Genomic DNA, 21,258 nt, shown 5'->3' on the forward strand with positions numbered 1-21,258 from the left:
CTGTTCTCTCAGTTACGCGGCTTTTACCGCACGGACTTTTTTGGCAGTGGCAGGTTTTTCGGCAACATTTTCTTCGGCAGCATTTTCTTCAGCAGCCACGTTTTCTGCGACCACTTCTTCTGCTTCTGCTTCTGCTGGCGTTTCAGCAGCGGGCTGGTGTGCGATTTCTGCTTCCGGCAATTTGCTGGTGCGCAGAATATGCTGGACGGTGTCTTTCTGCTCGGCGAGGTGAAGTGCAATGTTTTCCGCCAGTGCTTCATCCATCCCGATATTGCTCTGTAACAGCCATTCAGTAAAAGCATCCGCCATGTCCAGCATCTTGTCGTAAGCGTCTGCTTCTTTCTTATTGGCAAAAGTCATTTTCTCTTCACCTTTTCTGACCACAACAAATTTTGTTTCAACAGCCATGATTCGCTCCTTATACTGTAATTATATACAGCATACCAATAATCAGTGCAGGATACATCATCCGGCCTGATTTTTATAGTGCGGCGCGTCAAAGGCCGGGCACATACCCTGGCAACTATAACGCGGGTGAATTTCTCAGCGTTAGCCGGTAAGGTAGAAAACGACCTGTTTTCAACGAACTTGTGAGGTTCCCGTGACAAACCTGAAAGCTGTATGCAACTGGACCAAAGACACTTATCTGATCACTACCGATTTTCAAAAACTGGATATTCCGGCAATTCACGCCTACCTGACCCGGTCAAGCTGGGCGCCGGGCATTGACGAACAGACGGTGCGCGCTGGCGCAGAAAACAGCCTGAACTTCGGGTTGTTCGACGACGGAAAACAGATCGGTTACGCCCGCTTTATCACGGACTACGCCACCTTTGCTTACCTGTGTGATGTCTATGTGCTGGAAGATTATCAGGGGAAAAATCTGGGCGCATGGCTGATCGAATGTGTGCAGTCGCATCCGGTCACAGCAAAACTTCGCCGGATGGCACTCTTTACTTCTACCGCGCCGTGGTTGTATCAAAAGTTTGGTTACACACCGGTTAACGAACCTGACTACACCTGGGTCATCACCCGGCCAGGAATTTACCTGAACAAAGACGGGTAGTTCAGGCTTTCCTGAACGCACGGCTGGAAACAGAAACTGAATTCTGGTCAGGGTCTTTCGCATTGGTGAACTTATCGCCGTCGGCCTGATGGCGCGGGCCACATTCCGGACCGTTCTATATACAGGCAGCGGCTTTGAGATTTTCAGTCACCATCCGCACAAAGTTATCGCGAATGACATCTTCATTCCGGGCGTCCCATGCAATCCCCACCTGCCAGCGCGTCGCAGGGCCGGTGAGCGGAAGTATTTTCAGCTCCGGCGGCGCAATATGCACGACGCTTTCGGGTAGCAACGCCACGCCGATCCCGGCCGCTACCAGTGCGACAATAGTCTGGATATCCTCCGCCAGTTGAACCGATGAAACATGAAACAGATTCTCCTGTAAAAAACGGTCTGTCTGCGCATTCAGCCCCCCCGCCCGCTCAGTATACAAACGCAGTAACGGACGGTTCCTGAGCCTTTCACTCATATCCTCGCCGTTATCTTCAGACACCACCAGCACCAGTTTATCCTCAAACAGCGCGTGGTAACTGAGCGGTGCAGGCGGCGGGACACGCACAAAACCAATGTGCAGTTCCCCGCGTTGCAGCATGTCGTATTGCTGCGCGGAAGGCAGATCTTCCAGCGTGATATCCACGCCGGGATATGCTGCGCGGAATTTCGCAATACATTGTGGCGCCAGGATGAAACTCGACAGGCCGAATCCGGCAGCCAGCAGCCCTTCTCCCCCCTTTTCAACCTGGCTGGCATGTTGCATAAACGCGGCCATTTGTCGCAATACTTTCTCCGCTTCCGGCAAAAGCCGCTGGCCTGCGGCTGTCAGCGCACTGCCTTGTCGTCCGCGGGCAAAAAGCGCCACGTTCAGCGTCGATTCCAGCAGATTGATCTGTTTGGTGAGTGCCGGTTGTGAAACGGAAAGCGCCTGCGCTGCCTGCGCATAATTCCCTTTTTCAGCCAGTGTGACAAAAGCCCTGAGCAAACGTGTGTTCACTTTATATATTCCATTGGGTTATCAGATTTGGAAATCATTTCATTATAAAGTTATCAGTCGCATTGCTCTAATACCAGCGTCAACCGAAATCCCTGAAGACGTATGGAGAAGATCATGTCGGACCCCAAAACACTCAAAGCAGCGGTCATTCAATTTCAGCATCAGGCGGGTAACAAAAAATATAACCTGTTAATTATGGAGCGTTTTATCGAAAAAGCGGCTATTGAAGGCGTCAATATTTTGGCCTTTCCGGAAATGTGTATCACCGGTTACTGGCACGTGCCCAAACTCGATGCTGCTGGCGTTCAGGCACTGGCGGAGCCAGCCGACACCGGCCCCTCTGTTGCGCTGATCCGCTCGCTGGCCGTGAAACATCAGATGCTGATTGGCGCCGGATTTATCGAACGTGCCGCTGACGGGCGTCTGTATAATGCCTACGCCGCCTGCATGCCTGACGGTTCGTTACACATCCACCGCAAAATGCACGCCTTTGAGCATGAGGCTTTCAGTTGCGGCGACAGTTATACCGTGTTCGGGACCCCCTGGGGCGTGAAGGTCGGGATCCTCATCTGCTGGGACAACAATCTGGTGGAAAATGCCCGTGCCACCGCCCTGCTGGGAGCAGATATTTTACTGGCACCGCATCAGACAGGCGGCACACATTCACGCAGCCCGCACGGCATGAAACCGATACCGCTGGCATTGTGGCAGCAGCGTGCTGAACGCAAAGAAGAGATTACCGCAGCGTTTAAAGGTCCCAGCGGCCGGGAATGGCTGATGCGCTGGTTGCCCTCACGCGCTCACGATAACGGCATGTTTATTTTGTTCAGTAACGGCGTCGGTGCGGATGATGATGAAGTACGCACCGGTAACGCGATGATCCTCGACCCTTATGGCCGGATCGTCGATGAAACCTGGGTTGCTGCGGATGCGATGGTCAGCGCGGATCTGGATTTATCGCTGATCCCGATGAGTACCGGCAGGCGCTGGATGGCAGGCCGCAGACCCGATTTGTATCATATTCTGACTGAATATCAGGGCTATGAGCGGGATGCAATGACGGCACGTTTTTCTGAGGAATTACCGGGGATCCCAAAACGCTAAATCACCGTGGATGGATGAAGCGAAAAAGGCTCCTTGCGGAGCCTTATTCCTGATCCAACAGCGATGTGCCATATGAATTATCGATGGTACACAGCCAGCGACCGTCCGGTTCATGGCGGAAAACATAGGTGGCACGGCGGGTAGTGGTCACCTTTCCGCCCTGTCCGTCGGGAAAATGCAGCACCGTTTCCATGATCACCAGCGCATCCTCTGCCCCTTCAATCACCTGCATTTCGCCCTGTTCTACCACCAGCTGATCCTGAAAATAATCCGAGATGGCGATAAAGGCTTTGCGGATGTCGGTTTTGCCGCGGGCAATCATGCCCGGTTTAATTACCAGCGCCGCCTCTTCGGCATAATGCGCCATCAGTGCGTCAAAATCCCTGACGGATATGGCTTTGTCACAGGCTTCGATAACCTGGCGGATCGGGTGTGTACTCATCCGTTAATGTCCTTTTGCTGAGTTCCAGAGTAAAGAGATACCCGCCAGAAATAACATGATGTCGATCAGGCGGTTGAAGGATGTCTCTGACATCTTAATAACAAATTTTTTGCCAATAAGCATCCCTGTCGTCAGTGCGCCACCCACCAGCAAGCCGCTCAAAAACACCGGCCACGGCATTGCACCAATCACGCTGAACGCTGAGGCTTTGGCGAAATAAATCGCGAACGAGGCGGCAGCCTCGGTGGACAGCAGCGCGCCTTTCACCAGCCCGTAACCGGCGAAAACCGGAATGGTCAGCGGGCCGGTTGAAAATACCACACCGGTCAGAAACCCTGTCAGCGCGCCTGCCATCGCCAGTTGCGCACTGCTGAGGGTAAAAGCCCGGCAACGGGCGTAATGACGCAAAGGGATCAGCAACAAGAAGAACGCGCCGATACACATATTCGACAGCGTGGCGGGCATTTCCCACAGGGTATTTGCGCCGAGAACGGCGGCGGGAATGCCGGGCATGGCGTACAGCAAAAATGCCCGAATGTTGATGTCTTTGCGCCAGAGAAGCACGCGGGAGATATTGCCGACAATAGCGGCAATCGCCATCACCGGAATCGCAGTTTTCGGGCCGAAAGTATACGTCAGCGCCGGCAACAGCATGATGGAACCGCCGGTGCCGACAACGCCGCTGATCACACCCGCCAGTATGCCCGTCAGAGCAATCACCACATACATCACGTCACATTTCCTTTTCTCAGGGGGAATGCGGGCGATGATAGCGTTTAGGAAATGGCGTAACCCGTGATAAAAAGTCACATAATCGTGATTAAAAAGGAACGACCATGCATGCCCTTCCCCCGATAACGGCCCTCCGCGCCTTTCTTGTCGCCTGTCATGCCGGGAGTTTTACCGCCGCAGCACAGGAGTTATGCATTACGCACGGCGCGGTAAGCCGCCATATTCAGGGGGTGGAAAAGTGGTTTGGGGTGAATTTATTTCGTAAAGAAGGCCAGCGGCGGGTGCCGACACCTTATGCGCTGACGCTGGCACGCGAGCTGGGCGGTGCGTTCGATACCCTGTCGGATATCGCCCTGCGCTACGGTAATGGCGGGCGGAATAACGTGTTCAATGTCAGCGTGCCAACCACCATGAGCCTGAAATGGCTGCTGCCTCGCCTTGATGATTTTTATACGCAATTTCCTGAGGCAAATCTGCAAATCTCTACGGCCAATACCGAGCAGTTACACATTGTGGGGCATTACGATTTGCTGATCCGTCGTGAAACCGGTGCCACGGAATATTCCGCGATCCCTTTTCTGGCCGATACCCATTGCCTGATGGCCGCACCGGCGCTGCTCAAACGTTTTCCGCTGGAGACGCCGGAGGACGTGCTGAAATGTCCGCGCGTTGAAACCCTCACCCGTCCCGGACACTGGAATTTATGGCTGGCGGCGGCAGGGCTGGAGAAACCGCCGGTCAGCGGCTTTCGCCGTTACGATCATTTTCACGTTTCGTTGCATGCGATGCTGGAAGGAATTGGCGTCGGGCTGGGGCCGGTCAGTACGTTGTCGGCGGAAATCCGTCGCGGGAATCTGATACCGATGTTCCCGCAGATTACCGTCGCGCCCTGCCATTACCACGCCCTGACGCCAGTGGGCGTGCAGAAAACCCTGCTCCACCAGGCGTTTGAACGCTGGCTGGTGGCCCAGGTGGAATGCGGCAATCAGTCGTAATTCTCACCATATAAACCAATCAACCGCCGCACGACGCCGTTGGTCCAGCCGAAACCGTCCTGCAGCGGATATTCCCCGCCGCCGCCTTCGCGGGATGTGTCGCCTGAAATGTGGTATTTCTCAATCAGTTTATGGTGTTGCTGATAATACTGATTCACGGTTTTCAGCCAGTTACGGGCAATTTCATCGCCCAGCACATCATTGCCGTATTGCTTAAAGCCCTGAATCGCCATCCATTGCAGCGGTGCCCAGCCGTTGGGTTTATCCCACTGTTGACCGGTTTCATACTCTGTCGCCATGATGCCGCCGGGAGTGAGTAAGCGGGTACGCACGGCGTCTGACAGACGTTCGGCCTGATAATGGCTGGCAAGTCCGACATACAAAGGCACCACGCTGGCGGCGGAAAACAGCGCCATTTGCTGACGGTGCCAGTCGTAATCACGGAAACAACCTTCGTTGTCATCCCACAGATAACAGTTGATGGCCTCGCGGCGTGTTTCGGCTTTCCGGCGGAATAACGTTTCGGTGACTTTATCCCCTTTCAGTCCGGAAATATTGGCAATGGTACTTTCCAGCTTGTGCAGAAACGCATTCAGATCCACCGGGATAAATTGCGTGGTGCGGATGCTGGCGAGACGATGCCCGTCACGCAACCAGCGCGACGAATAATCCCAGCCGGATTCCGCGCCAGCGCGCAAATCGCGGTAAACCTCATTCGCCGGGCGGCTCGAAAGTTTCGCGGTTTCGACATCTTCGCGCCACGATTCATCGCGCGGTGTGTCCCTGTCATCCCAGTAACGGTTGAGCAGCGTGCCATCCGGCAGGCAAACCACATGCCGGTAAGCCTGATTCGGGGCCAGAGAATCCGCGCCGTCCATCCAGAACTCATATTCCATTTTCAGATGGTCAAGGTAACGCCGCGCACCGCGCACGCCGTCTTCCTCGAACAGTTCGACCATCAGCGCAAACACCGGTGGCTGGGAACGGCTGAGATAATACGTGCGGTTGCCGTTAGGAATATGGCCGTACATCTCGATAATCCAGGCGAAATTATCCGCCATGGTGCGCAACAGATCATTACGGCCACTTTCCGCCAGCCCTAACATCGAAAAGTAAGAATCCCAGTAATAGGTTTCACTGAAACGCCCGCCCGGCACCACATAGGCCTGGGGCAACGGCATCAGTGACGACCAGGGCACGTGGTCTTCCGGCTGGCGCGTGAGCACCGGCCACAGTTTGTCGATGTGCTCTTTCAGCGAATCGCCGGGGTCGGAGACGTATTCATCATCACGATGTTCCGGCAGCCAGAAATGCGCGTCCACAAATCGTTTCAGGTTGAAGCCCGGATGGTTTTTTATCCGCCGATAACGCAGCAATATGTCCAGCGGATCCATTTTCGGCGGGCAGTCGGGAAAGGTTTTGCTGTCCTCGAAAAGCCCTGAAGATTGCACACTGGTAAACAATTCCAGATAACGGTCGGCAGGCGTTAAGGCATCAGAAGGCGGCAAACCTTCGATCATCCCCGGTTCCGGTTCCGCATCCATCATCCGGTCAAGGATCAGTTCAATGGGCTCGAGCTCGCTCAGACGCGTCTCTTCGCTATCAGCGTTTTCGCTGTCAAACAGCGCGTTTTCATTCGTCTGGTAATTCGCATTTTGCATATGCAGCAAGCCTCTTGCTTAGAAAGTTTATGCGACAGCGTTGTTTTTTTCTCCCTGTGGCGAAATGGCGTATAAATCGCGCAAATAGGTTTCGCCCCAGTTCGCAATATCATTTTTACGCAGCACCGCCATCATGTCGTTATAACGCTCAAGCCGTTCTTCCAGCGGCATGGTCAGCGCTTTATCCAGCGCCGCCGCCACGTCATCACGGTCATAAGGGTTGACGATTAGCGCCGACGTTAGTTCATTCGCCGCACCGGCAAATTGTGACAAAACAAGAACGCCGGGATCTTGCGGATCCTGCGCGGCGACATATTCTTTCGCCACCAGATTCATGCCATCACGCAGCGGCGTTACCAGCCCGACATCCGTCAGACGGAATAATTTCATCAGCAGGCTGCGCTGGAAATGCTGGTTGAGGTAAAACAGCGGCGTCTGGTTGATGCCACCGTATTTACCGTTGATGCGCCCCACCTCGGTTTCCAGCTGATGACGAAGTTCCTGATAAGCCTGCACGTCGCCGCGTGATGTCGGAGCGATTTGCGAATAGCGCACTTTACCGCGATGCTGCGGGAATTTTTCCAGCAATGCCTCAAAGGCCAGAAAACGTTCCGGCAGCCCTTTGGTGTAATCGAGACGCTCGCAGGAAATGATGTTTTTCGCTTCGCGAAGTTCACGTTCCATCGCCGCCATTTTCGGTGGCAGCGGGCCTTCGGCCATTTCCTTTATGCTTTCCGGCGCAATGCTGATCGGGTATACGCCAGTGGCAAAGGTTTTGCCAAATGCCTGATGCTGATGCGCGTCGCAATCTTCAATATCGGTCAGTGCCTTGAGATTATCCAGAAACGCCAGGCGGTCCCCTTCGGTCTGGAAGCCCAGTAAATCATACTCACACATCATCTTGAGCAATTCATCGTGCGTCGGCACCGCATTAAAAATTTCCGGGGTCGGGAACGGAATATGCAGGAAGAAACCTATGCGGTTTTTTACGCCGAGTTTGCGCAGCGCAGCGGCAAACGGCAGTAAATGATAATCGTGGATCCACAAGATATCGTCTGCTTTGATCAGCGGCTGCAATCTTTTCGCCAGCATGTCATTGACCCGGCAGTAACCGTCCCAGGCTTCACGCTGGAAATCCACCAGATCAATACGATAATGAAGTGCTGGCCAAAGTACGGCATTGGAAAACTGGCAGTAATACAGATCGTAATCGTTTTGATTAAGCGGAACCGAAGCGTAAGTAATGCCGTCATCTTCCATCAGATTCAGGTCATCCTCTTCTTCGCCCGATATTTCACTTATCTCACCATTCCAGCCAAACCAGAGGCCTGATGTATTTTTCAGCGCATCCAGAATGCCCACGGCCAGTCCTCCGGCGGATTTGGAACCGTCAGGAATGGCAATTCGGTTAGAGACAACCACCAGGCGACTCATAATTCAGACTCCTTGTTAAATGTTAATGTGTGACGTTGTAACGCCTCGATCCAACGGTAAACATCGCGAACGGTTTTGACGCGATAATGCGCCAGACTTGAACCTTCGCCGACTTTCACCGTGATCCCCTGCATGGCGTTAACCACTTCGAACCCTTTTTCATCGGTCAGGTCATCGCCGACGAATACCGGAATACGCCCGGAAAATGGCGTCTGTTGCATAAACGTATAAATCGCTGCACCTTTATCTTTTCCGCGGGGTTTAATCTCGAGAACGCATTTACCCGGCTGAAGAACAAGCTCAGGGAATTTTGCCACCACGGATTCAGCCAGTGCTAATACCTGCTGCTGATGCAGCATCGCCTGACGATAATGTAAAGCAAAAGCCATGCCTTTGGTTTCGAGCAAGGTACCCGGCAGTGCGGCCATGCCCGCTTCGAGGGTCTGTTGCACCGCTTGCGCCACATCATCGGGTAAGGTGACACGGTGCAGAGTGCCGTTGCCGTCGCGCATTTCAGCCCCATGAACGCCCGCAGCAGGGAGAACCAGCGGGCTGACCAACTGATCAAGCTGTTCCACCGGACGCCCCGACACCAGCGCCAGCGCGCCGGAAGAGGCCGCAAACAGCGTTTGCAGATGATCACGAACTTCAGCGGGGATGGTGACGGCATCCGGTTCAGCGCGGATTTCAGCAAGTGTGCCATCGACATCGAAAAAGAAGGCGTATTGGCGACTGTCCAATACAGGGAGAAGCGGTGTTTCGGTTGTATTTTCCTGAATTTCTGCAGTCAAAGTGACTCTCCTTTTAATGAGTTACAGCTCAACGCGTCATTGCGTTGAAAACCTCTGAAATGAATTATCAATAGGTAAATATAGCTCTGAACAGGAGAGTTGCAGCGATTATCAGATTAATCCAGACCGCGTCAGGCGGGCATTTCCGGCAAAAAATCCCTGCCGGCTGCCCGTCCGGGGGTTAAGAACCGGGGCCGGTTTCTGCCGCATTGACTATCACACTGATGCCGGAATGCTGCGCCAGTTTTATGCAATCCTGCGTGTCCTCTCCGCCGGAAAAAGCCAGCACCACATCCGGCTGGCTGTCTTTCATCATAAAGAGATTGCGGCGTATTTCGGCGTATTTACCGTGCAGTGACCAGTTAGCGGGATAACGGACAATGTGCACATCGGCGGTGCGTGCCCAGCGTTCGATCATCGCGCCCAGCGACTGATGTCCGCCGTGGATCAGCACGCTTATCGGGTGTGATTGCGAAAACGCATCCAGTGCCCGTTGTACCCTGTTGATATCTGCATAAAAGCGCCCCGCGCAAATCAGTACCCTCATGTTCTATCCTTCTGTTTTTATCATTTTGTTTTTACTTCCGGGTGTCCGTGGCGTCATCGCTCAGGCGATCAATCACCGGATACGCCACCGCAGCGATATGATGATGAACGCGCCGGTAATCACGCAGCACACGCTGGAAAATATCGCCGGATTCCGCCCAGGCATTTTTATCATCACGCAGATTTTTGAAATGCTCGCGGCTTGCCCTGGCTTCAATCTGGCGGATCACCTCTTTGCGCGAAACCAGCTGATGCGCGGCTGAGAGATCTTCACCCAGGAATGCGGTGACCGCCAGGCGCTGGCTGTTCAGGATCTCCGTGTGCAGCAAACCCATGTTGTGCAGTTCAACGTCGCTGAAAGGTACATTGCGGCGGGCACGGCGTGTCGCCAGCTCGGTGAGGCTGGTGGAAAGAATGTCTCCGGCGTGCTCAATGTTAATCACAAACATCAGGATTTCCTGCGCGCGGTCGGCATCGCTGTCACTCAGCCCTTCCTGTCCTAAATCCGCCAGATAGGCGCGGATTGCCGCACTCAGACCGTCAAGCGAATGATCTAACCGGCGGATTTCAGCCGCAGACTGATTATCTGCAGTCTTGAATAACGTCCGCAGCCGTTCGAGCATCAGGTTAAGCATGTCGGCCAGCCGCAGGGATTCACGCACTGAATTGGAAAGCCCGATATAAGCCACATCAAGCCCGGTTTCGTCGAGATACACCGGCATTTCTGCATCAGCGGCAGGTTGTTCCTCCGGGAAAACCCTTTCCAGCACACGGGCCAGCGGGCCGGTCAGCCCGATAAATACCCCGGCCAGCACGGCGCTGAACGCGGTGTGAAACCACACAACAAGTTGCGGCGTGGTCAGCGCAAGACCCGCGGCAACATGGCTGAGCAGCGGCATCAGGGCCAGCGCGAAAACACAGCCCGCGCCGCGCACCAGCAGATTACCCAGCGGCAGACGGCGCGCCACCGCCGAACCGGCGTTCAGCACCGGCGGCAGTGCGCCACCGATATTGGCACCCAGCACCAGCACCATGGCGGTCACCGGCGTCATCACGCCCGTGGCGGCGAGTGAGGCAATCAGCAAAATCACTGCCACGCTGGAATGACACACCAGCGTGAGAATGATGGCCACCATCAGGGCAATCAGCGTATCGCCTTCTAATCCCTGCATCACAGCGCTGAATACTTCCGTGTTTTCGATGTGTCCGAGTATGGCACTCAGCAGGCTGAGTGCCAGCAACATCAGTCCGAGGCCGATCAGCGCGCAGCCTGCACTTTCAAACCCGGAATGGTCGCGCATTTTGAACACGACAAAACCGCTCAGTATCAGCAACGGTATGGCGATCGCGGTGTTGAAACTCATCAGTTGCACCACCAGGGTGGAACCGACATTTGCGCCGAGCATGACCGCCAGCGCGGGCGCCAGGCTGAGCGTGCCCGCGGCGGTAAAAGAGGTGGCCATCAGGCTGACTGCGGTGCTGCTTTGCAGCAAACCGGTAATACCGATCCCGGCGAGCAACGCCATCCAGCGGCTGGACAGATGATGGCCCATCCAGTGGCGTAACGGTGTGCCGAAGCCACGTTGCAGCGCGGTCGAAATCATGTGAGATCCCCACAGCAGCAGCGCAATAGCGCCTGCCAGATTGACCAGCAGCGTAGTGCCGGATTGGGAGGTCATGGTTGTTACAGTGTGGGTCATAGACATAGCGGCTCCCCTTTTTCAGGGTTGTCATTGTTATTCGTTACAGCGGTTAACGCGCATCACAGCGGGTGCAGGTGCCGTCATCGCGACGGCACCCGGTTTCTGCGTATAACAGTTCAGCAGATCAGAACCACTGTTTGAAACGGCGGATATAAATCGTTTTCATACCTTGTGCCACGCAGCAGTAAGCCAGCAGCGTACCGGCCAGCCACGGGAAGTATTCCCACGGCAGCGCCTGCAATCCGACAATCGGTCCGAGCGGAGAGAACGGCACGTAGATACCGACCGCCATGACCAGACCGGTCATCAGCATCACCGGCCAGGCGGCAGTGCTCTGAATGAACGGGATCTTCCGGGTGCGCAGCATATGCACCACCAGTGTTTGTGACAGCAGCCCTTCCACAAACCAGCCAGACTGGAACAGCGTCTGCATCGATTCACTGTTGGCGCTGAACACAAACCACATCAGCGCAAAGGTGGTCATATCGAAAATCGATGAGGTCGGGCCAATCCATACCATAAAGCGGCCGATGTTTTTTGCGTCCCACTTACGCGGTTTTTTCAGGAACTCCTTGTCGATTTTGTCCCACGGCAGAGCCAGCTGTGAGATGTCATACATCAGGTTTTGCAGCAGCAAATGAATCGCCAGCATCGGCAGGAACGGAATAAACGCACTGGCGACCAGCACAGAGAACACGTTGCCGAAGTTAGAACTGGCCGTCATATTGAGGTATTTCATGATATTGCCGAAAGTCTCGCGCCCTTTCAGCACGCCTTCTTCCAGCACCATCAGGCTTTTTTCCAGCAGGATAATATCGGCTGACTCTTTGGCGATATCGGTGCCGCTGTCGACGGAAATGCCGACATCAGCATCCCGCAGCGCAGGCGCGTCGTTGATCCCGTCGCCCAAAAATCCGACAGTGTGGCCGTTGGCCTGCAACGCTTTCAGCACGCGGGATTTTTGCAGCGGCGTCAGCTTGGCAAACACCGTGCGTTCTTCCACCAGCTGGCGCAGTGAGGCATCATCGAGGCGTTCAACCTGCGAGCCGAGTAACGGTTCACCCGGCTCCAGACCGACCTGACGGCAGATACGGCTGGTCACGATGGCGTTATCGCCGGTCAGCACTTTCACCGTCACACCGATATCACGCAGTGCGGCAATCGCCGGACCCGCAGATTCTTTCGGCGGATCAAGGAAGGTCAGGAATCCGCTGATGATCAGATCATGCTCATCGTCAGTGCCATACTGTTTTTTGACGTCGGCTTTCAGGATCGTCCTGGTCGCCACCACCAGCACACGGAAGCCATCCTGGTTGTAGTCGTTGGCCATCGCCAGTAACGCGTTACGACGTGAAGGATTCAGTGCCACCACTTTGCCGTTTTCATGCATATGGGTGGAAATACTGAGCATTTCTTCCACCGCGCCTTTGCACACCAGCAGGTGATTCTCCAGCGGATCCTTCACCACGATCGACAGGCGACGACGGATAAAATCGAACGGCATTTCATCGACCTTGCGGTAGCCCTGCGGCCTGACGAAGCCCGGTGTGTTTTCGGAGAAGTAAATCACCGCCTGATCCATCAGGTTTTTGATGCCGCTCTGATGAAAACTGTTCAGCCACGCCAGTTGCAGCACGGAATCATTGTTCTGACCGTGCGTATCGATGTGGTGCTCAAGAATGATTTTATCTTGCGTCAGCGTGCCGGTTTTGTCCGTACACAGCACGTCCATGGCGCCAAGGTTCTGGATAGCGTTCAGGCGTTTTACGACCACTTTGCGCTTCGCCATTGCCACTGCGCCTTTCGCCAGATTGGCGCTGACGATCATTGGCAGCATTTCCGGCGTCAGACCCACGGCTACCGCCACCGCGAACAGCAGCGCATCCCACCATTCACCTTTAGTCATGCCGTTGAGCAGGAACACCACCGGCACCATTACCAGCATGAAACGGATCAGCAACCCGCTGACGCTGTTCACGCCGCGATCAAAGGCCGTTTGAGCGCGGGTACCGACAATGGCTTTGGCAAGCGATCCGAAATACGTCCGTGCGCCGGTCGCCACGACCACCGCCTGCGCGGTGCCACTGACCACGTTGGTGCCCATGAAACAGATGTTGGGAATATCCAGCAGGTTTTCGTTTTCCTCATTGAGGGCGCTGGCCGATTTAGGGGCAACATCGCCCATCGTGTCGTATTTTTCGACCGGCAACGCTTCACCGGTCAGCACTGCCTGACTGATAAATAAGTCACGGGATTCGATCAGCCGCACATCGGCCGGGATCATATCCCCGGCGTAAAGCTGCACGATGTCACCGACCACCAACTGACGCATCGGGATTTCACACAGTTTGCCCTGCCTGCCCGGCATGTCGCGGCGCAACACGGTGGCAGTGGTGCGAACCATGGCTTTCAGCGCTTCGGCGGATTTTGCCGAACGGTATTCCTGCCAGAAACGCACCAGCCCGCTGAGGCCGACCATCGCGCAAATGATGTAAACCGACACCAGATCCGTTTCTTCTCCGGCGCGCAGCGGCAGCCAGTAATCGGTAAAGAAGCTGATTATCGCCAGCACGGCGAGCACATAAATAAACGGGTTGTTGAATGCTTTGATTAACTGAACCAGCGCGTGAGGTGGCCTGTCGTGTGCCACTTCGTTGTAGCCTTCTTTCTCCAGCCGTTTCGCCGCTTCACCATGCGTGAGGCCCGCGCGGCTGGCATTAACATTAATCAGCGTCACGTCGATGCCATTTTTGGCTTCCTGAGCCGCGCGCATGGAGAGCGCCTGTTTCTTTCTTTCTGCTGTTTTTCTTTCGAGTGTATTGTTGTTTTGTACAGTCATGGTGGTGCTCCTGTCACCGGATAACGTGCAGGGGAATAATGTCGCCTGTTATTTCAGGCAGTAAAAACCCTTCACGTCATTTCAGTGATCGGTATTAAATTCATATCGCGCAGAATTCCCCGCCGTTTATTATCCTTTAATTAAAAAGGGCCTAAACAGAGTGAAACCGATAGTGTGTCTTTTATTGACGCGTAACTTTTCTGTGTTTTTTATTACGCGAAGAATTTCTATTTCGCGGATAATAAAAAGACAGTGCCGTCAGGCATCAGTCAGGACGATGTTCAGCGCAGCGTAATGCCGGGACTGAATCAGATGAGGGATAACCGACTTTGGGGTTCTTCGCTGTCAGAAACGATGCAACGTTGCTCCAGTTGACCGGTGACAGGGCTGACACGCCATGTGGTGATGCGTGCGTTCACCCTGCTGATTTTAGAAGAAAAAATGGATGGAGAGTCTTTCTTATGCGCAGCCAGCGTCCGGTCGCGGGACGGGCGTACACGCAAAATGGATGTCAGGGTTTTGACATCAGAAAAAAGGGTAGATTTGAACTTCATAACACACCTCGGGACCGTGACATTCAGGTTGAGGTGAGATTACACCAGAGCATCAGGCTCTGGTGAGGCGCACCCAAACGGTGAAATGATCACAATCGATTTTATGTTTACTGTTCCGGTGCGCTATTTCAGCGTCATCCGGCAAGTTACTGGTTACAGTGTCCATTAGTCTCTTATGTAAAGTTAATAAAGGCCGCTACTTCCGGCTCGTGCAATTTACCCATGCGCCCTATTATTGTCAACCCGCAAAAACTGCTTAATATGTTTCGTTTATATTTCAGTGAGGAAATAGCCGGACAGCATGCGCTGACCGGCTGACAGACGTCACACCGTAATGTGATAACGTCAGAAATTATATTGGATCCCCAGGCGTAAACGGGTTTGCCTTTCGTCGGTGGTTTTCCTGACCGAAACATCACCGATCTCGGCATAAGGCGTCCATTGCTTGTTAATATTATACGCGACCTTTAAATCCTGCTCATAATCCCATTTGTCGTTGTCATACAGGATCTGATCGCTGTGTTTATAAATATAGTTATATTCAAATCGCCAGTCTGCCAGACGGTAACCCAGCCATATTTCGCCGCGATTGGTTTTACGGTCTTCGGTATTTTCTTTGGTATAACGGGTATATTCATAACGATAACGGGCATTGAAATAAATGCCGCTGTCAAAGGTATATCCCGCAGTTAAAAATGGTTTGTAGATACTGCTGTCAGAGCTGGACTCCAGCGTGAATCCCGGCTGGACGAACACTTCTGGCGTCACTTTAACCTGATAGCTGATGGTGCTTTCTGTACCATTATCTACCAGATTATTAAAGGGTTTATTCTCATTGTCGCCGCCGGATTTCCATTTGGCCTCCAGCGAGAAACCGAACCCGTTGGCGAAGCGGTGGGAGACCAGCGCCCTGTCTTTATGTTGTTTACTGTCATCGAGCCATTCGTGGCGAAGGTCAATTGTGACGGCCTGACTGCTGGCGCTGGCCAGCAGTAAACCGCAGATCATCAGTCTGCTATTTTTCATTTTTATAAGTCCCAGAGATATTGAGTAGTATTGTTTTATATAAAGTATTGACTGTTAATAACGCCGCTTTATTTGTTTTTCAAAAAGTCAGCGTAATTAAATCCGCCGTCTGAAAGACGGGTAATCGGATCCGGCAACCGCAGAGAAATATAATCTCCCGGTTTAATTTCCTGATGCTTTGTATTCACCGTTTTGTGGTCAGCGTAAAAATAATTACTGTTATCCACATTACCGGTCACGGCATCGTCATACTTTCCTGCGGTGGTGCGCAGCGAAATGTTGTCCTTAAAAGTGCCCTGCTTGTCAGCCGTGGTGTATGGCGAAGGCCGGAACAGGAAGTTGAAGCGTTTGTTATCGACTGCGCGGTTGTCTTCGATAACCAGCGCACCCGGATTGAAGTTGTCGGTAAAGCCGTCCATGCCGTTGCCTACCGCGACGTTGTGACGCACCACATGGCTGACCGGTAATCCTTCACCACCCAGTTTGAAGCCATTGCTGCCGTTGTTCACTGACAGGCTGTGCTCAATGGTCACACTGCCGTTCGGGCCGTCTTCGATTTTGTTGAACAGGTCGAAACCATCGTCAATGTTGTCGTGGGAATAACAGTTCACCAGCCGGTTACCCTCGCCCACGCGCATTTTGACGGCAAATCCGTCGGCGTTCTTGCGCCCCGGATCCTGATTTCCCCAGGATTCAGCATTGCTGATGAGATTATGGCTGGCCCATAATGCCCGCCCGATGCCGTCCGGCGATGCCACCCAGATGCCGGTATCATCGGCGTGATGCGCCTTAACGCGGTCGATATGGTTATAGCTTCCGGCAATATGAAAGCTTTTTTGCGTAACGGTAATGCCCTGAATATTCCAGTAGCTGGCATTGAGTGTCAGGCCGTTAAACACTACGTTGTCGCCCTGGGAACGCAGGGTTTTCCGGTTTTTTTCGGTGCCGCTGGCGGTTGCCGGGATCACGCTTTCCGGATAATCACCCTCTTTCAGCCACAGCGTGCCGCCCGGTGCTAAAAGATTAACGGCACTGTTAAAATCCAGCGGATGTTCAGCCGAGCCGTCATTACCTGCCGCGCCAGCCGGTGAAACATACAACTGGTCAGGATTGCTGACCAGCGCCATACTCACCGCAAATTCCTGCGTCACCGGTTTGCCGTCTGCCGGTGTGTAGGTTATTTTCAGCGCTGTCACCGGTTGTTCAGCATGAAACGCAACGGCGACCACTTCACCACCGCGTACCGCTTTTTGCGGCAACAGCGGTTTGCCATTCTGAACAACCTGCACCTGTCCGTCACCGTTAGTACGTAACTGGAACACGCTGTCGCGGCGGGTAATGACCGGCGATGACATCACCTCAATACGCGCATTAAGTGACGGTGTCACATACGGCGCAGAGGGCTGAGTATGCGCTTCGCTGAGTGTCAGCTTTGCGTGATCTACCGTCATTTTGGCATTGCGTGAGGCGAAAAAACCGACGTAATACCCGGTTTTATCCAGTTGTGTCACGCTGTCCGCGCGCTGCACGGATTTGCTTACCCACTGATCACTGCCTTGTGGCGCATAGGCGACGGTAAAACCGTTGTCCGTGCGGGTCAGTCGCAGCGAAAAACGGGCTGGCGTACTCAGCGGATGATAGCTTTCACGTACCATGCTGATGCCTGTATTTCCCCAGGGTTGCTGTACGCCCTGACGGGCAATCATCGCCAGCACCGGCGGTTTATCGCCGATGGCCATGACGCTGTTCATCACCATATTTGATGCTGCCGGTAACTCCTCAATGCCCGGTTTGGTCACCGGCTCACGCGGATTGCCCAGAATATCGCGTACCAGTAATCCGGCCCCTTCCTGCCCGGCGGGTTTCGCACCATTTTCCGGCCCGAACTGGTTGAGTGTGATCTCCGCTTCAAGCTGGAAATTCACCTCCGCCGGTAAGCGTGTATAGAAATAAGTTAAGCCGTCGTGACTGTTACCGACTTTGCCGCCACGGCTTTCGAGTGTGAACGGCGTGCTGAGCACGGTGCCCGCCGCCGGAACTGCTTTGCCATCTGCCAGTAAGGTTTCGTTCATGCCGATTTTCTCCGGCAGAACGTTGGTGGCGAAATTGACGTCGGTTGACTGACCAAATGTGATGCTGTGCCAGACCAGTTTGCCGGTATCCGGCAATGCAGCGGCCAGGCTTTGTACGCTCATTCCGAGGGACAGCGCGACAATGACAAATTTTGATGCCCACATAATCGTTCTTATCCTAAAAACGTGAGGGGTCACTGGCCGGTGACCCGGCCAGTCGGAAAAGTGGAAAAATAGAGTTAAATCAGGTGTTAAGGTTGTTGTGTGGTACTCACCATCGGTTTGGGTTCGGTGACCTCAACGGCAGGCGTATCGAAAATTTTGCGGCAGACGACGCTGTTACCCCAGCACTGTTCATACGGATAACCAATCAGTTCTTCCATCACCGCCCGTACTTCCGGCTGAACCTGGCTAATCTGCCCGCCCGCTTTGATACGTGCTACTTCGCCCAGCACCACAAGGTGAGTTTTGCGGTTCAGTTTCATCTGATTACTGAACACGATAGCCATCAGCGCCAGCGCAATAACACCGATACAGAACACCAGCGCAATCGCCATCACCGCACTTTCAGGCTGGGTATGAGATTTAGACTGGAAGCCGTAGAAGCTCAAAATGGCACCCATCACGAAAACAATCACCGAGCGCATCAGTTTGCCGGAGAAGGTCATCGCACCGGCGTAAATCCCCTCGCGGCGACGACCGGTGAAGGCTTCGTCAATGTCCGCCAGGAAGGTATAAACCGTCCACGGAATGTAATACACGCCGCCGGTACCGATACCGAAGATGACCGTGATAGTCAGCATGGCCGCTGTGGCATATTGCTGCGGCAGATGCAGGACGTGCAGCAGGCTGTAGCAAATGACCGAGAAAATCACGATGCCCAGCGCCAGAATGTAAGGCTTGCTGAACCCGTGCCTGACGCAGATGCCGATAAATATCGCGGTAGAGAACAGTTGCAGCATCGAGTTCAGGCTGCTCAGGCCGGCAACCATCGTCGGATCATATTGCAGCACGAAAATGATGAAGTAGGTGAAAACGGAAGCAAACAGCCATTCTGCCCCGAAGCCACACAGATACATGCCCAGATGCTTACGGAACACACGCAGGTGGAATGTCGATTTCATGTCGCGAACCAGCGTCAGCATGGTTTTGCCGAGGGTCATTTTCTTCTCATCGACCGGCGTGGTTTCTTCTACCGGGCGTTCCCAGGAAGAGAGATACAACATACCCAGGGCGATAAACAAGATCACGCCATACGTCAGTGCGGTGTAGAAAAACGGCTGCGCGGAGTCTTTGCCGTAGATCAGAATGAACTGGCCCGGAATGAACGCGGCGAGGAAGTTCGCTACTTTGCCGAAAATCGCTTTATAGCCGGTCAGTTTTGAACGGGCGGAGAAATCGGTAGTCATTTCGGTCGCGAGCGTTTCATACGGCACCATCACCGAGGTGTAAATCAGCTCGAACATCACGTAAGTCGAGAGGTAATACCAGAATCCGAAGCCTTCAACCCACAGCAACGGATAGAACATCATCAGTGGCACGCCGAGTAAAATGAAGAAACGGCGGCGGCCAAAACGTTTGCCGAGGCGTGTTTTACCAAAGTTATCCGAGAGATAACCCATCAGCGGGTTACTGATGGCATCGATGATGCTGGCGACGGAGAAGATCGCCGATGCCTGTAGCAGCGTCAGGCCACAAAATGTGGTGTAGAAGTACAGCAGCCAGATCCCGGCAATCGCCAGTGCACCGCTGCCCAACAGATTTCCGCCGCCATACGCCAGCTGATGTTTAAATAAAATAGGTTTTTCTGCGTTCATAGGTTATCCGCCCAGAGAGATATTTATAAAATGAACCGGTGTTTTGTTTTTATAGAGATGACGTTTTATATAGGCGGGATGAATGAATAGATGTGAATAACATCACATTTAAAACAGCAGGGGGCGGCTGGCGATAAGATTTTGCGATACGTGTAACATTCCTCACCATCAAAAATACACAATTCACGAGATGGTTCAGATCGTATTAGTTTTAAATCGAATGATTAACTGACTATTGCTCTACAAAACCGCCACTTAACCCATGCGGGAATTTTACATCCGTATCAGAATTTTCGTTGAAGGTCAGGCATAAGCGTTGGGGGGACTGAACAAAAGGCCGTTCCCTGGCCCCTGATACAGCGGGTGATTTACGGGTAAATCTGAGGTCAGGCGTTCAGTAAAGACGCTGTGCTCTCATGCAATTCATCAAGCAAGGTATAACGCTTGCGGTATTCGGAACGTTTCTTGCTGGCAATCTCTTCCATCGGTTTGCGCGGCAGTTCCAGTGGTACGTGATATAAGGCTGAAGACGCGGGCGTGGCGCTGATGGAATCCCAGAATTCGTTATAACTGGCGACAAATACGTTTTTCTTGCGGTGACGGTAGCGCAGGCTGCGGAACACATGGCCGGTATCGCTGACCGCAAGAATGCGCTGTACGCCGGTTTCGGCCGCGACACGTTGCAGGCTTTCCAGCAGCAGGCGTTTCGGGAACAACCCGTAACAGGATTTGGTCGCCTGTTTAATCACTTCATGTGGCGTTGAGCGATGTGCCCCCTGGAAGCCGCCGATAATCAGTGTCCTCCCTTGCGGACGTTTCACAATGCTAAACGTCAGCGCCGCAAGCAGCGTGTCCTCCATATAAAGGAACATGTTGGCCTCGCCTTCGCGCTCAGATTTGCCGATGGAACCCAGCACCACCTGGAAAGCTTCACCGTCTTTGCCGGTGAACCGGGTGATGGTGTTGCCGGTTGCGCTCAGAAAAGTATTGCGCAGGCGGACGTTTTCCAGGTTTTTGACGAATGTATAGTGATCAACCAGTGCATCAGCACGTCCGGCAGAATGTAAACCGAGGTGCAGATACGGCTTATGAATTTTACTCGGCAATTTGGTCTGTACGGTGAAAGCTTCCTGCCAGACCGGCTCAGCAGCCATCTTATTCAACACCTTCAGGGTATCGAGCGGATGCAGTAAGGTGCGCACGGCGTATTTGACCCGGAACATCCGGTCGCGCCACAGGGTGTCCGGCACGCACGTTCCGCTCAGAAGATCGACAAACAGGCTGAATCCGCTGGTTTTTTTAATGGTGTGTTCAACGGGATACGCTTCGCTGAGTGATTCGGTTTCATTGAGAGGGATGTGTTCCATGATCTATTTCCGATGCCTGAAATAATCACGGTATCACCCAATTTTTAAACCTCTTTACAACGTGGTTTTAAAGAGAAGCGAGGTTGTCGGAATAAGTGCGGGCCGTTTAGCTGCCGTT

Annotated in this window: 18 protein-coding genes; 3 read left to right on the forward strand and 15 right to left on the reverse strand. The window is 53.5% G+C overall.

The window, feature by feature from the left end:
- Nucleotides 1-12: 12 nt before the first annotated feature.
- Nucleotides 13-408 (reverse strand): YebG family protein, encoded by a 396-nt coding sequence (locus GW591_RS16765; protein WP_013577711.1) that lies wholly within the window; start codon nucleotides 406-408, stop codon nucleotides 13-15.
- A 193-nt stretch (nucleotides 409-601) separates the two neighbouring features.
- Here GW591_RS16765 and GW591_RS16770 point away from each other — a divergent pair, with 193 nt between their 5' ends.
- Nucleotides 602-1,066, forward strand: coding sequence for a GNAT family N-acetyltransferase (locus tag GW591_RS16770; RefSeq protein ID WP_013577712.1), 465 nt, complete (start codon nucleotides 602-604; stop codon nucleotides 1,064-1,066).
- Nucleotides 1,067-1,181: 115 nt separating this feature from the next.
- On the opposite strand, the gene GW591_RS16775 is transcribed toward GW591_RS16770, so the two are convergent.
- Nucleotides 1,182-2,057 (reverse strand): LysR family transcriptional regulator, encoded by an 876-nt coding sequence (locus GW591_RS16775; RefSeq protein ID WP_119262289.1) that lies wholly within the window; start codon nucleotides 2,055-2,057, stop codon nucleotides 1,182-1,184.
- A 114-nt stretch (nucleotides 2,058-2,171) separates the two neighbouring features.
- On the opposite strand from GW591_RS16775, the gene GW591_RS16780 reads away from it, so the two are divergent.
- On the forward strand, nucleotides 2,172-3,161 hold the full coding sequence (locus GW591_RS16780) for a nitrilase family protein (protein ID WP_121019914.1): 990 nt from the start codon (nucleotides 2,172-2,174) through the stop codon (nucleotides 3,159-3,161).
- A gap of 43 nt (nucleotides 3,162-3,204) precedes the next feature.
- Here the strand turns inward: GW591_RS16780 and GW591_RS16785 are convergent, their stop codons facing one another.
- Together GW591_RS16785 and GW591_RS16790 are read right to left on the reverse strand one after the other, a co-directional pair.
- Nucleotides 3,205-3,603: a YybH family protein gene (locus GW591_RS16785; protein ID WP_013577715.1), complete on the reverse strand. Its 399-nt coding sequence runs from the start codon at nucleotides 3,601-3,603 to the stop codon at nucleotides 3,205-3,207.
- 3 nt (nucleotides 3,604-3,606) lie between these two features.
- Nucleotides 3,607-4,332, reverse strand: a complete 726-nt coding sequence (locus GW591_RS16790; RefSeq protein WP_013577716.1) for a sulfite exporter TauE/SafE family protein — start codon at nucleotides 4,330-4,332, stop codon at nucleotides 3,607-3,609.
- Nucleotides 4,333-4,439: 107 nt separating this feature from the next.
- On the opposite strand from GW591_RS16790, the gene GW591_RS16795 reads away from it, so the two are divergent.
- Nucleotides 4,440-5,330, forward strand: a complete 891-nt coding sequence (locus GW591_RS16795; RefSeq protein WP_166861036.1) for a LysR substrate-binding domain-containing protein — start codon at nucleotides 4,440-4,442, stop codon at nucleotides 5,328-5,330.
- Here GW591_RS16795 and GW591_RS16800 read toward each other — a convergent pair.
- The 11 genes from GW591_RS16800 to GW591_RS16850 form a co-directional block, all read right to left on the reverse strand.
- Entirely contained in the window at nucleotides 5,321-6,991 is a 1,671-nt protein-coding gene (locus GW591_RS16800) for an alpha,alpha-trehalase (RefSeq protein ID WP_013577718.1), read from the reverse strand. The genes GW591_RS16795 and GW591_RS16800 overlap by 10 nt on opposite strands.
- A 27-nt stretch (nucleotides 6,992-7,018) precedes the next feature.
- Nucleotides 7,019-8,425 (reverse strand): alpha,alpha-trehalose-phosphate synthase, encoded by a 1,407-nt coding sequence (gene otsA / locus GW591_RS16805; RefSeq protein WP_112197996.1) that lies wholly within the window; start codon nucleotides 8,423-8,425, stop codon nucleotides 7,019-7,021.
- A complete protein-coding gene (otsB, locus tag GW591_RS16810; protein WP_191996262.1) occupies nucleotides 8,422-9,216 on the reverse strand; it encodes a trehalose-phosphatase in 795 nt (264 codons plus the stop codon). Before otsB ends, otsA begins: the two co-directional genes overlap by 4 nt.
- 181 nt (nucleotides 9,217-9,397) lie before the next feature.
- Nucleotides 9,398-9,763 carry a DUF2493 domain-containing protein gene (locus GW591_RS16815; protein WP_013577721.1) on the reverse strand — a complete coding sequence of 122 codons (366 nt, stop codon included), beginning with the start codon at nucleotides 9,761-9,763 and terminating at the stop codon, nucleotides 9,398-9,400.
- Between the two features lie 31 nt (nucleotides 9,764-9,794).
- Nucleotides 9,795-11,468 (reverse strand): Na/Pi cotransporter family protein, encoded by a 1,674-nt coding sequence (locus tag GW591_RS16820; protein WP_121019916.1) that lies wholly within the window; start codon nucleotides 11,466-11,468, stop codon nucleotides 9,795-9,797.
- 121 nt (nucleotides 11,469-11,589) lie between these two features.
- Nucleotides 11,590-14,304: a magnesium-translocating P-type ATPase gene (gene mgtA, locus GW591_RS16825; RefSeq protein ID WP_166861039.1), complete on the reverse strand. Its 2,715-nt coding sequence runs from the start codon at nucleotides 14,302-14,304 to the stop codon at nucleotides 11,590-11,592.
- A 308-nt stretch (nucleotides 14,305-14,612) separates the two neighbouring features.
- A complete protein-coding gene (locus GW591_RS16830; protein ID WP_014416483.1) occupies nucleotides 14,613-14,858 on the reverse strand; it encodes a hypothetical protein in 246 nt (81 codons plus the stop codon).
- A 345-nt stretch (nucleotides 14,859-15,203) separates the two neighbouring features.
- Complete coding sequence (locus GW591_RS16835) at nucleotides 15,204-15,884, reverse strand: oligogalacturonate-specific porin KdgM family protein (protein ID WP_013577725.1); 681 nt, start codon at nucleotides 15,882-15,884, stop codon at nucleotides 15,204-15,206.
- A gap of 68 nt (nucleotides 15,885-15,952) precedes the next feature.
- Entirely contained in the window at nucleotides 15,953-18,121 is a 2,169-nt protein-coding gene (locus GW591_RS16840; RefSeq protein WP_119262286.1) for a right-handed parallel beta-helix repeat-containing protein, read from the reverse strand.
- Nucleotides 18,122-18,207: 86 nt separating this feature from the next.
- On the reverse strand, nucleotides 18,208-19,773 hold the full coding sequence (locus tag GW591_RS16845) for an MFS transporter (RefSeq protein WP_014416485.1): 1,566 nt from the start codon (nucleotides 19,771-19,773) through the stop codon (nucleotides 18,208-18,210).
- Nucleotides 19,774-20,159: 386 nt separating this feature from the next.
- On the reverse strand, nucleotides 20,160-21,140 hold the full coding sequence (locus GW591_RS16850) for a VirK/YbjX family protein (protein ID WP_119262285.1): 981 nt from the start codon (nucleotides 21,138-21,140) through the stop codon (nucleotides 20,160-20,162).
- Nucleotides 21,141-21,258 lie beyond the last annotated feature (118 nt).

It is taken from the genome of Rahnella aceris, from assembly GCF_011684115.1.
Taxonomy (GTDB): Bacteria; Pseudomonadota; Gammaproteobacteria; order Enterobacterales; family Enterobacteriaceae; genus Rahnella; species Rahnella aceris.

What these genes read in the sequence shown, in the direction of transcription:
- GW591_RS16765 (WP_013577711.1), bottom strand. Translation starts at nt 408, where the DNA reads ATGGCTGTTGAAACAAAATTTGTTGTGGTCAGAAAAGGTGAAGAGAAA.
- GW591_RS16780 (WP_121019914.1), top strand. Translation starts at nt 2,172, where the DNA reads ATGTCGGACCCCAAAACACTCAAAGCAGCGGTCATTCAATTTCAGCAT.
- GW591_RS16785 (WP_013577715.1), bottom strand. Translation starts at nt 3,603, where the DNA reads ATGAGTACACACCCGATCCGCCAGGTTATCGAAGCCTGTGACAAAGCC.
- GW591_RS16790 (WP_013577716.1), bottom strand. Translation starts at nt 4,332, where the DNA reads ATGTATGTGGTGATTGCTCTGACGGGCATACTGGCGGGTGTGATCAGC.
- GW591_RS16795 (WP_166861036.1), top strand. Translation starts at nt 4,440, where the DNA reads ATGCATGCCCTTCCCCCGATAACGGCCCTCCGCGCCTTTCTTGTCGCC.
- GW591_RS16800 (WP_013577718.1), bottom strand. Translation starts at nt 6,991, where the DNA reads ATGCAAAATGCGAATTACCAGACGAATGAAAACGCGCTGTTTGACAGC.
- otsA (WP_112197996.1), bottom strand. Translation starts at nt 8,425, where the DNA reads ATGAGTCGCCTGGTGGTTGTCTCTAACCGAATTGCCATTCCTGACGGT.
- GW591_RS16815 (WP_013577721.1), bottom strand. Translation starts at nt 9,763, where the DNA reads ATGAGGGTACTGATTTGCGCGGGGCGCTTTTATGCAGATATCAACAGG.
- GW591_RS16820 (WP_121019916.1), bottom strand. Translation starts at nt 11,468, where the DNA reads ATGTCTATGACCCACACTGTAACAACCATGACCTCCCAATCCGGCACT.
- mgtA (WP_166861039.1), bottom strand. Translation starts at nt 14,304, where the DNA reads ATGACTGTACAAAACAACAATACACTCGAAAGAAAAACAGCAGAAAGA.
- GW591_RS16830 (WP_014416483.1), bottom strand. Translation starts at nt 14,858, where the DNA reads ATGAAGTTCAAATCTACCCTTTTTTCTGATGTCAAAACCCTGACATCC.
- GW591_RS16835 (WP_013577725.1), bottom strand. Translation starts at nt 15,884, where the DNA reads ATGAAAAATAGCAGACTGATGATCTGCGGTTTACTGCTGGCCAGCGCC.
- GW591_RS16840 (WP_119262286.1), bottom strand. Translation starts at nt 18,121, where the DNA reads ATGTGGGCATCAAAATTTGTCATTGTCGCGCTGTCCCTCGGAATGAGC.
- GW591_RS16845 (WP_014416485.1), bottom strand. Translation starts at nt 19,773, where the DNA reads ATGAACGCAGAAAAACCTATTTTATTTAAACATCAGCTGGCGTATGGC.
- GW591_RS16850 (WP_119262285.1), bottom strand. Translation starts at nt 21,140, where the DNA reads ATGGAACACATCCCTCTCAATGAAACCGAATCACTCAGCGAAGCGTAT.